This is a genomic window from Salinivibrio socompensis S35, from assembly GCF_000513715.1.
Classification (GTDB): domain Bacteria; phylum Pseudomonadota; class Gammaproteobacteria; order Enterobacterales; family Vibrionaceae; genus Salinivibrio; species Salinivibrio socompensis.
Genome location: NZ_AQOD01000025.1, coordinates 1 through 10725 on the forward strand (window position 1 = coordinate 1; position 10725 = coordinate 10725).

At 50.8% G+C, this 10725-nt stretch carries 7 protein-coding genes, 5 tRNA genes and 1 pseudogene; 1 reads left to right on the top strand and 12 read right to left on the bottom strand.

Features of this window, described 5'->3' with window-relative positions:
- Positions 1–113: 113 nt before the first annotated feature.
- The 10 genes and pseudogenes from DZ54_RS25155 to DZ54_RS0103815 all read right to left on the bottom strand — a co-directional run bounded on the left by DZ54_RS25155 (position 114) and on the right by DZ54_RS0103815 (position 6348).
- Positions 114–176: transfer RNA gene (locus DZ54_RS25155), tRNA-Arg, on the bottom strand.
- A 64-nt stretch (positions 177–240) separates the two neighbouring features.
- A tRNA-Arg gene (locus tag DZ54_RS0103775) sits at positions 241–317 on the bottom strand.
- 51 nt (positions 318–368) lie between these two features.
- A tRNA-Ser gene (locus DZ54_RS0103780) sits at positions 369–461 on the bottom strand.
- 8 nt (positions 462–469) lie between these two features.
- A tRNA-Arg gene (locus DZ54_RS0103785) sits at positions 470–546 on the bottom strand.
- 24 nt (positions 547–570) lie between these two features.
- A tRNA-Ser gene (locus DZ54_RS0103790) sits at positions 571–663 on the bottom strand.
- Between the two features lie 198 nt (positions 664–861).
- Positions 862–1059 (bottom strand): carbon storage regulator CsrA, encoded by a 198-nt coding sequence (gene csrA / locus DZ54_RS0103795; protein WP_021022078.1) that lies wholly within the window; start codon positions 1057–1059, stop codon positions 862–864.
- A gap of 431 nt (positions 1060–1490) precedes the next feature.
- Positions 1491–4084: pseudogene (alaS, locus tag DZ54_RS18860) on the bottom strand (alanine--tRNA ligase).
- A 128-nt stretch (positions 4085–4212) separates the two neighbouring features.
- Positions 4213–4680 (bottom strand): regulatory protein RecX, encoded by a 468-nt coding sequence (locus tag DZ54_RS0103805; RefSeq protein WP_240473913.1) that lies wholly within the window; start codon positions 4678–4680, stop codon positions 4213–4215.
- Complete coding sequence (gene recA, locus DZ54_RS0103810; protein WP_025673145.1) at positions 4680–5729, bottom strand: recombinase RecA; 1050 nt, start codon at positions 5727–5729, stop codon at positions 4680–4682. Before recA ends, DZ54_RS0103805 begins: the two co-directional genes overlap by 1 nt.
- 133 nt (positions 5730–5862) lie before the next feature.
- Positions 5863–6348: a CinA family protein gene (locus tag DZ54_RS0103815; protein ID WP_025673146.1), complete on the bottom strand. Its 486-nt coding sequence runs from the start codon at positions 6346–6348 to the stop codon at positions 5863–5865.
- Between the two features lie 82 nt (positions 6349–6430).
- On the opposite strand from DZ54_RS0103815, the gene mutS reads away from it, so the two are divergent.
- The gene (gene mutS, locus DZ54_RS0103820) at positions 6431–9034 is read left to right on the top strand and encodes a DNA mismatch repair protein MutS (protein WP_476707451.1); all 2604 of its coding nucleotides are present in this window, start codon (positions 6431–6433) and stop codon (positions 9032–9034) included.
- A gap of 126 nt (positions 9035–9160) precedes the next feature.
- Here the strand turns inward: mutS and rpoS are convergent, their stop codons facing one another.
- Positions 9161–10135, bottom strand: a complete 975-nt coding sequence (rpoS, locus tag DZ54_RS0103825; protein ID WP_025673148.1) for an RNA polymerase sigma factor RpoS — start codon at positions 10133–10135, stop codon at positions 9161–9163.
- Between the two features lie 104 nt (positions 10136–10239).
- Positions 10240–10725 (bottom strand): peptidoglycan DD-metalloendopeptidase family protein (locus DZ54_RS0103830; RefSeq protein ID WP_025673149.1); only part of this gene is annotated, 486 nt, incomplete at its 5' end.

The window sequence follows — 10725 nt, forward strand, 5'->3', positions numbered from 1 at the left end:
CTCGACCGCCTGGTTCGTAGCCAGGTACATCTCCTTCCGAGTGCTTCGTGAAGGCTTACGTACCAGCCGTCTCGATCGGAATTTGGCGAGATGTAAGGTTCGAAAAAGTGCGGCGCGTCGAGGATTCGAACCTCCGACCGCCTGGTTCGTAGCCAGGTACTCTATCCAGCTGAGCTACGAGCGCGTATCGTCAATCTTGTGTTCGTCCTGAACGGTGTTGCGGGTCTTCCGTGGAGGTGATGGCGCGTCCGGGAGGATTCGAACCTCCGACCGCCTGGTTCGTAGCCAGGTACTCTATCCAGCTGAGCTACGGACGCACATCTTTTACTGCATTTACTACGATTATCACAAGACAGGCTTGTCGATAATGGCGGTGAGGGAGGGATTCGAACCCTCGATACGGCTACAAACCGTATACTCCCTTAGCAGGGGAGCGCCTTCAGCCACTCGGCCACCTCACCGCAAGTAATGGCGCGTCCGGGAGGATTCGAACCTCCGACCGCCTGGTTCGTAGCCAGGTACTCTATCCAGCTGAGCTACGGACGCGCATCTATCTTGCTTGCAACAACATGGCGGTGAGGGAGGGATTCGAACCCTCGATACGGCTACAAACCGTATACTCCCTTAGCAGGGGAGCGCCTTCAGCCACTCGGCCACCTCACCGTCGCTGCGGGTGCACATATTACTTTGAGCCAGGTATATGTCAAACACTTTTCTGGCAAAAGTCGTCTTGCCACTAACAAATGAACAATTATCACCCAGCATAGGATTTTATTGTTGGTTTTTATCGCCGTTTCATTTTGATTTCATGGGAAAACCAACCATAAAAAAGGCCGACCTGGGTCGACCTCTTTTGCCTTCTTAGTAGTCGTTTTGACTACCGGCTGGCGCGCCTTTTTCGGCTTGAATACGCATGTAGATCTCTTCACGATGCACCGAGACATCTTTCGGTGCATTCACACCAATACGTACTTGGTTACCTTTTACACCCAACACAGTGACGGTGACTTCATCACCAATCATCAAGGTTTCGCCAACACGGCGAGTCAAAATCAGCATGCTTCTACTCCTTGAGTATCAATCTTTTACTTATTCAATTAGTTTCTGAGCCAGATAACCCGCCAGCGTATCGACCCGCTATCTGCAATCGTTGGATTCTTTCCCTGCTCGTGATGCTAATACGGGAGGTTTTCGTTACCCGCACTTCACACTATGGCCGAATTATCACACCATATCCAGAAAAGGGCAGAGAAATTTACTGTTTTATCATCATACCGTTAGCCGTTAAGGCGCGTGATCTGAGACAACAGTGTAAGGGAAATCTGTGTTGCACTGGCCAGCAAAGCGATAAAACCTAAGCGATATCACGTCTCAGTGCCGGCACATCGCCTAAGGCGTTGCACTATACAGAATCAAAAAAAAAGTGCAATTATTAATCTAGATCACAAAAAAAGGTCGCGCGAGGCGACCTTCTTGACTTTAAGTATTAATCATGAATTCAGTAAAAGGCGCTCTGCCAGCCATGCATCGACAGACTTAATCGCCTGAGGAAGTGCAGCAACATCACTGCCCCCTGCTTGGGCCATGTCAGGACGCCCGCCGCCTTTGCCGCCCACTTGTTGCGCGACAAAATTAACCAGCTCACCGGCTTTGACTTTGCTGGTCAGATCGTTGGTAACCCCCGCGATCAGACCCACTTTGCCATCAGCAACGTTGCCGAGCAGGACAACACCACTTCCCATTTGGTTTTTGAGATCATCAACCATGCTACGGAGTGCTTTGTTATCTGCGCCATCGAGTTGACTGACCAGTACCTTGACTCCATTGATCTCACGTACTTGATTAATCAATCCAGCGCTTTCTTGTGCGGCAAGCTTTTGCTTCAGTTGTTGGATTTGCTTCTCCAGCCCTTTTGCTTTGCGATGCGCTTCATCTAGCTTGTCATGATAGTCAGCTTGCGTTTGGTACACACTATCTAAAGCCGCCTGACCGGTGATAGCCTCAATACGACGGACCCCGGCTGCAATGCCTGCCTCTGAAACGATTTTGAACATTCCAATGTCACCGGTACGATTGGCATGCGTACCACCGCAAAGCTCGATGGAGAAGTCACCCATACTCAATACGCGCACTTCGTCGTCATATTTCTCACCAAACAATGCCATCGCGCCTTTTTGTTTCGCCGCGTTGACATCCATGATGTCCGTTTGTACTGCATTGTTTGCGCGAATTTGCTCATTAACGATACGCTCTACCGCTTTTAGCTCATCTGCAATCACAGGCTCTAAGTGAGAAAAATCAAAGCGCAAGCCATCAGGGCGCACTAAGGACCCTTTCTGCGCAATGTGATCACCGAGCACGTCACGTAGCGCGGCATGCAACAGGTGCGTGGCTGAGTGGTTCATAGCCACCGCATAACGACGCTTGGCATCGACTTGCGCGGTTGCCTGCGCGCCAACACTTAACTGACCGTCAGACAAAGAACCATAATGCGCAATCGCCTGCCCGATCTTCTGGGTATCGGTGACCGTGAAACGCCCTTGGTCGGTATCAATGATGCCTGTGTCGCCACACTGGCCACCGGCTTCGGCATAGAAAGGTGTATGTTCGAGGATAACGACCGCGTGATCGCCCGATGCTAGGGTATCGACCGGTTCACCTTCTACGAAGATCTCAGTGATCTGACCTTTCGCCTCTGTGCCTGTGTAACCGCAGAAATCAGAGCCGTGGTCGACTTTAATCGTTTGGTTATAGTCGGTACCAAATTGACCGGCTTCACGCGCCCGTTGACGCTGGGCTTCCATCGCCGCTTCAAACCCGGCTTCATCAATGCGATAACCGCGCTCACGGGCGACATCGTTGGTCAAGTCCGCGGGAAAGCCGTAGGTATCGTAAAGCTTGAAGACGGTCTCACCATCCAGCTCGTCACCGTTAACTTTGTCTAATGCGTCTTCTAGCATCACCATGCCGCGCTCCAGGGTGCGACCAAAGTTGTCTTCTTCAATTTTGAGGACTTTTTCCACCATGATTTGCTGCGCATGGAGCGCTTCGCCGGCCGTGCCCATAATCGTGGCCAAAGGGCCCACCAACTTGTAGAAGAAGGTATCCTTGCTGCCTAACTTATTACCATGACGCACCGCCCGGCGAATAATCCGACGCAACACATAGCCACGCCCTTCGTTCGACGGCATCACACCATCAACAATCAAATACGCGCATGAGCGAATATGGTCAGCGACCACGCGCAAAGACTGATTGGTCAAGTCTTCAACGCCGATAATCTCGGCGACGTGTTTGATCAACTGCTGAAAGACATCAATTTCATAGTTGGAGTGCACGCATTGCTTAATCGCTGCAATACGCTCAATCCCCATTCCCGTATCAACTGACGGTTTAGGAAGGTTCTCCATGGTGCCATCAACTTGTCGATTAAACTGCATGAAAACGATGTTCCAGATTTCAATGAAGCGATCACCGTCCTCTTCAGGTGTACCGGGTGGTCCTCCCCAGATATGCTCGCCGTGGTCATAGAAGATTTCACTGCAAGGCCCACAAGGTCCGGTATCACCCATTTGCCAGAAGTTGTCTGACTCATAAGGTTTTCCGCCTTCTTTATCCCCGATACGCACAATGCGATCAACCGGTACACCCATGGTGTTATGCCAAAGATCAAACGCTTCGTCATCGGTGTGATAAATGGTCACTAACAGTTTTTCTTTTGGTAAACCAATGGTCTCGGTCAAAAACTCCCACGCATAAGCAATTGCGTCTTTTTTGAAGTAGTCACCAAACTAAAGTTACCGAGCATTTCAAAAAAGGTGTGGTGACGAGCAGTAAAGCCTACATTTTCAAGGTCGTTATGTTTACCGCCGGCGCGCACACAACGTTGTGCTGAAGTTGCACGTGTGTAGTCTCGCTTCTCGGCCCCTAAGAAGGTGTCCTTAAATTGGTTCATGCCTGCATTAGTGAACAACAGTGTTGGGTCGTCGGCTGGCACGAGCGATGAGCTAGGCACAATCTGGTGCCCTTTGCTTTCAAAGAACTTGAGAAACGCGGTACGGATCTCATCAGTGCTCATATACATTGGCTAATCCTGATAATCGAATATTGCGTTAGCAACCGTTTATGGTAATGACGCGATGGGAGCATCGTATTGTTTACGCCATTGTAAACAACCGATCGCGTGTGGAAAAGAGACAGAGTGGGATTGGTTCAGAAATGCGGATCAATATCGTCGTTATTTAGCGCGTATTGGATTTGATCAACGTTAAAACCGCGCGACTGTAAAAAGCGCATGCGTTTCGCTTTAACCTTATGGTCAACGGGAGAGAGATGGCCATCGAGGTCCGCATATTTGCGTAACGCCGTGTCTTTGGCCAGTGCGTACCAATCGACGTCAGCGTCTTGTTCAGCGCGGGCGAGTAGCTCAATATTAATGCCTTTGCGTTTCGCATCTTGGCAGACACGCAACCAGCCATGATGTTTGTTAACCCCCTGACGTAGCAGGCTTGCCGCAAAGCGCGCATCATCTAACCAGCCACGTTCTAAGCAGTCATTGACGGTAAGGGTAATCGTGTCGTCATCAAAACCGCGTTGAGACAACTTTTGTGCAAGTTCGTGAGCAGAGTGATCGCGGCGAGCCAACAGGCCCACCGCTATGTCTTGGCACGATGCTGCCATTACAGCTTCTCGTCCTCAGTGTCTGCCTCAGCGTTAGCATCCACGACTTCGTTGTTGAGCCCAGTCTGTAGCAACATCTCACGCAAGGTAGTGTCAATTTCTTCAGCAATATGGGGATTTTCTTTCAGGTATTTACATGCATTGGCTTTACCTTGGCCAATTTTATCACCCTTGTAGCTGTACCACGCCCCAGCTTTTTCTACCAGCTTGTGTTTCACCCCTAAGTCCACCAACTCACCTTGCAAGTTAATGCCTTGGCCATAAAGGATTTGGAATTCAGCTTGCTTAAACGGCGCGGCAACCTTGTTTTTCACCACTTTGACACGGGTTTCGTTCCCCACCACTTCATCGCCGTCTTTGATCGCGCCAATACGACGAATATCCAAACGAACCGAGGCATAGAACTTCAATGCGTTACCGCCTGTGGTGGTTTCTGGGTTACCAAACATCACACCAATCTTCATCCGAATCTGGTTGATAAAGACCATCATGGTATTGCTGTTTTTGATGTTGGCCGTCAGCTTACGCATCGCTTGTGACAGCATACGTGCTTGCAGACCCATGTGAGAGTCGCCCATTTCCCCTTCAATCTCAGCTTTTGGCGTCAAAGCAGCGACCGAGTCGATAACAATCATATCAACGGCACCGGAACGCGTTAGTGCATCGGCGATTTCCAGTGCTTGTTCGCCAGTATCGGGCTGAGACACCAATAGGTTATCAATATCGACACCTAGCTTGCGCGCATAGATTGGGTCGAGTGCGTGTTCCGCATCAATAAACGCACAGGTTTTGCCCATTTTTTGCGCTTCAGCAATGGCTTCTAGGGTCAATGTCGTTTTACCTGATGACTCAGGCCCATAGACTTCGATGATCCGACCAAATGGCAGCCCGCCTACACCTAGCGCAATATCCAGAGACAAAGAGCCGGTCGATACGGTTTCGATGTCCATGGTACGGTCATCACCCAGACGCATGATTGAGCCTTTGCCAAATTGCTTTTCGATTTGCCCGAGTGCGGCTGCGAGCGCCTTTTCTTTGTTATCGTCCATTTCGGTCTCCAGGAAATAAAACGCTATCTCTATGAGATAAAAGCTATCATTTAATGGGGCTAAGTATACTGTCCATTTATACAGTGTCTAGCCCTGTTTAGAAAAAATCTATCTGATGCGACACGCCTCCGAATTATGGCGACAATCGCTGTAGAGCAAACGAGAGTGCATGTTCAATGGTTTGTTCACGCACAGCGCGCCGGTCACCATCAAAATGACACACTTCACTATCGGTTTCACCATTGTGCCATGCCCAGGCGAACCAAACGGTACCGATCGGTTTATCATCGCTTCCACCACTCGGTCCTGCGACACCACTGACCGCAATCGCTATCCCTGCGTTCGCCTCGGCCAACGCGCCTTCCGCCATGGCGGTCACCACAGGTTCGCTCACGGCGCCATACTGGGCCAGTAAATCATTGGGGACATGCACCAAGGCTTGCTTCGCAGCATTGTTGTAAGTGACCCATGCCTGGTTAAACCATTGGGAGCTGCCCGCCACATCCGTCAGGCAATAGGCAATTCCACCGCCAGTGCACGATTCGGCAGTGGTGATGGTTAACTCCGTGTCGAATAAGGCGTCGCCCAAGTGCTTCGCCAGTGAGAATAAATGCTCCACGCATTCTCCTTGATGTTGGGTTGAGAAACCTACACCGCAACTTTACCCCTTGCGGTCCGATCACGTATTCTAACCGCCCTTAATGATCCATTTTGCAGGTCTCGTCGTGACAGTACAAGCGCTCGAAAAGCACACTCCCATGATGCAACAGTATCTCAAACTTAAAGCGCAGCACCCTGAAGAGCTGCTTTTTTACCGTATGGGAGATTTTTATGAACTCTTTTACGACGATGCCAAGCGCGCCTCCCAGCTTCTTGATATTTCTCTCACAAAACGCGGCAGTTCAGGCGGTGAGCCGATCCCCATGGCGGGCGTCCCCTATCATGCCGTGGAGGGGTATTTAGCCAAGTTAGTGCAATTGGGAGAGCCTGTTGCGATTTGTGAGCAGATTGGCGATCCTGCTACCAGTAAAGGCCCGGTTGAGCGTCAGGTCGTACGAATTGTCACACCAGGCACCGTCTCTGATGAGGCCTTACTCAGTGAACGCGTCGACAACCTGGTGGCCGCATTAACTTGCGATAACTACCAGTTTGGCTTTGCCACCTTAGATATCACGTCGGGGCGCTTTGTGTTGACTGAGCCTACGACCTACGAGCAAATGCAAGCGGAGTTGCAACGGACGCAACCGGCAGAGCTGCTTTATCCGGAAGATTTTCCTTACCCCGACTTACTGTCAGTCTGTCGGGGAGCGCGTCGCCGTCCCATTTGGGAGTTTGATCTCGACACCGCGCGTAGCCAACTCACGGGCCAATTTGGCACTCGCGATCTGGTCGGTTTTGGTGTTGAAGACTGTGTGTTAGGGTTAAGCGCTGCAGGCTGTGTGTTGCAATATGCTAAAGAAACGCAGCGTACGGCACTGCCTCATATTCGCGCCATTATTAAAGATCAGCAAGATACCGCTGTGGTGCTGGATGCCGCGACTCGACGCAATTTAGAAATCACCCAAAACCTAGCGGGCGGCACCGACAATACCCTTGCTGACGTTCTGGACCGTACGACAACCCCCATGGGAAGTCGCTTGCTCAAACGCTGGCTGCATCAACCATTGCGTGATCGCCAAATACTTAATCAACGTTTGGATGCGATTGATACGCTTCTTGATAGTGGTTTATATACGGACTTAAGTGCCGCGCTTAAGCCGGTGGGGGACATTGAACGCGTCTTGGCTCGCTTAGCTATGCGTTCAGCCCGCCCTCGTGACATGGCAAGGCTTCGCACTGCATTGGCGCAGTTGCCCGAGGTGCAAACATTGCTCACCAAACTTGATCACAATGCTTTTACCGATCACCAAAAAGCCACCGCTCCCATGCCTGAGTTACACGATCTACTCACTCGGGCCGTCGTCGATAACCCACCTGTGGTGATCAGGGACGGCGGTGTGATCGCACCCGGTTATCACGCTGAACTCGATGAGTGGCGCGACTTGTCGGAAGGCGCATCACGCTACCTGGAAGAGCTAGAAACCCGAGAGCGCGAACAATATGGTATCGACACGCTTAAAGTCGGTTACAACCAGGTGCATGGTTTTTATATTCAAATCAGCCGCGCGCAAAGCGATCGGGTCCCTGCGCATTATATTCGCCGTCAAACGCTTAAAAATGCAGAGCGGTACATCATCCCAGAATTAAAAGAGCATGAAGACAAAGTCTTAAGCTCTCGGTCTAATGCTCTGGCGCTCGAAAAACGCTTGTGGGAAGAATTGTTTGATGTATTACTGCCACATTTGGCGCCATTACAGCAAGCGTCTGAGGCGCTATCCGCGTTAGATGTCTTGTGTAACCTCGCCGAGCGTGCTGATAGCCTCAACTACCACCGCCCAACGTTGACCGAACAGCCAGGCATCGACATCGAGGCAGGTCGACACCCGGTGGTCGAGCAGGTCATGACGGATCCGTTTATCCCCAATCCGATCGCGTTAAATCCTGAGCGCCGAATGTTGATCATTACCGGACCGAATATGGGCGGTAAATCAACCTATATGCGTCAAACGGCATTGATCACCTTGCTGAGTCATATCGGGGCGTATGTGCCCGCTGAGCAAGCCATCATTGGCCCAGTCGATCGTATCTTTACCCGTATCGGCGCCTCAGATGATCTTGCCTCAGGCCGCTCGACTTTTATGGTGGAAATGACAGAAACCGCCAACATTCTTCATAATGCCACGGCCAACAGCTTGGTGTTAATGGATGAAATTGGACGTGGTACCAGTACCTATGATGGTCTATCGCTTGCGTGGGCTAGTGCGGAATGGCTGGCAGAAAAAATCCATGCGATGACCCTGTTTGCCACACACTACTTTGAGCTTACCGAGTTACCAGGACAAATGACAGGTTTGGTTAACATCCACCTGGATGCGATGGAACATGGTGACGAAATCGCCTTTATGCACGCGGTGCAAGAGGGGGCAGCCAGTAAATCTTATGGTTTAGCCGTGGCAAGCTTAGCAGGGGTGCCCAAACCAGTGATTCGTCGTGCCAAGCACAAATTGGCACAACTCGAGCAAAGCGGCCAACACACCGCAAATACTGAACACTCGGTCGGTAAAGTGACGCCGACTCAATTGCCTTTACTGCCCGACCCCAGTGAGTTGGAGAATGCCGTCGACGCACTCAATCCGAATGAAATGACCCCACGTCAGGCCTTGGATGCGCTTTATGCCCTCAAAGCACTGCAGCAATCACGTTAATCACGCCAAGTGGAGCCATTCGCATTAATCATCGGTCATCGCGAAAGCATCAATGGTCGCTAAACAAAAACGGGACAGTCAAGGCTGTCCCGTTTTAATGTTGCTCTGTGGTTTGGGTAGTATTGTCTATTGCTCGACATTAAAGAGCGATTCAATGCTTAGCCCTTGGAGGGTCAGCATGTCACGTAAACGGCGTAAGCCTTCCACTTGGATTTGACGAACCCGCTCACGGGTTAGGCCGATTTCACGACCCACGTCCTCAAGCGTGGATGCTTCATGTCCAAGAAGACCAAACCGACGCGACAACACTTCGCGCTGCTTGGGGTTGAGCTCTTGCAACCACTGCACAATCGATTTTTTCATATCATCGTCTTGCGTCGTGTACTCAGGGCCATCCTGCTTTTCATCAGGGATGATATCCAATAGCGCTTTTTCTGAATCGCCACCAATCGGGTTATCCACGGAACCAATACGTTCATTAAGGCGAAGCATGCGGTTCACATCCTCGACCGGTTTGTCGAGCTGTTCAGCAATATCTTCCGCTGTCGGTTCATGGTCCAGTTTTTGCGCTAACTCGCGAGCAGTACGCAAATACACATTCAGCTCTTTTACTACGTGAATAGGGAGGCGAATCGTACGCGTCTGGTTCATGATGGCACGCTCGATCGTTTGGCGGATCCACCATGTTGCATACGTTGAAAAACGGAAGCCACGCTCTGGGTCAAACTTCTCCACAGCACGGATCAGGCCAAGGTTTCCTTCTTCAACCAGATCCAATAACGCCAGCCCTCGATTCGAGTAACGACGCGAGATTTTAACCACTAGCCGCAGGTTACTCTCGATCATACGTTTGCGGGCAACCTCATCACCACGCAACGCCCGACGAGCGTAGAGCACTTCTTCTTCCGCGGTCAGCAGTGGTGAGAAACCGATTTCACTCAGGTAGAGTTGGGTGGCATCGGAGGCTTTAGACGTGGCCGCTTGTTGCTGTACAGCCTCTTCCACTTCTTCGGCTACCTCTGTGGCTTGCGCCTCAACAGTGCCCAATTCCACGTCTTGATTCAAGCCGTCCAGTTTTTTTGCGGTATTTGTTTGGCTCATAGCGCCTCCCTTATGACGTAGCAGCAAAGCAGAATGTGTTTCTGCTTTAACCGGCCCCGTCACATTGGTGGCTGCAGCGTTATCACTTTGGTTTTGCCCCTGTGCTAGCGCTTTGGCAGATAATGTAACGGATTGACCGATTTTCCTTTATAGCGAATTTCAAAATGCAACCGAACACTGTTTGCACCAGACCTGCCCATTGAAGCTATTTTTTGCCCCTTTTTGACAGTTTGGCCTTCTGAAACATGAAACGAATCGTTGTGCGCGTACGCGCTCAGATAATCATCATTGTGTTTCACTATTATTAATTTACCGTAACCCCGAAGCGCGCTTCCGGCGTAAACAACTTTTCCATCTGCTGCCGCCTGAATGCGTTGCCCTCGTTGCCCAGCAATATCTATGCCCTTATTGCCTCGCTCTGTACTAGAAAATCGGGACACCATCCGGCCTTTTGCTGGCCACTGCCAAGTTATCTGTTGGTTAGATACGCTGGCGGTCCGCTTGTTAACAGCTTGTTTACTTTTTTCTTTTACTTGACTGTACCCCGCTGAAGGGTCTGATTCAACGTCTTTTGTGTGTTGAGTCGCGGT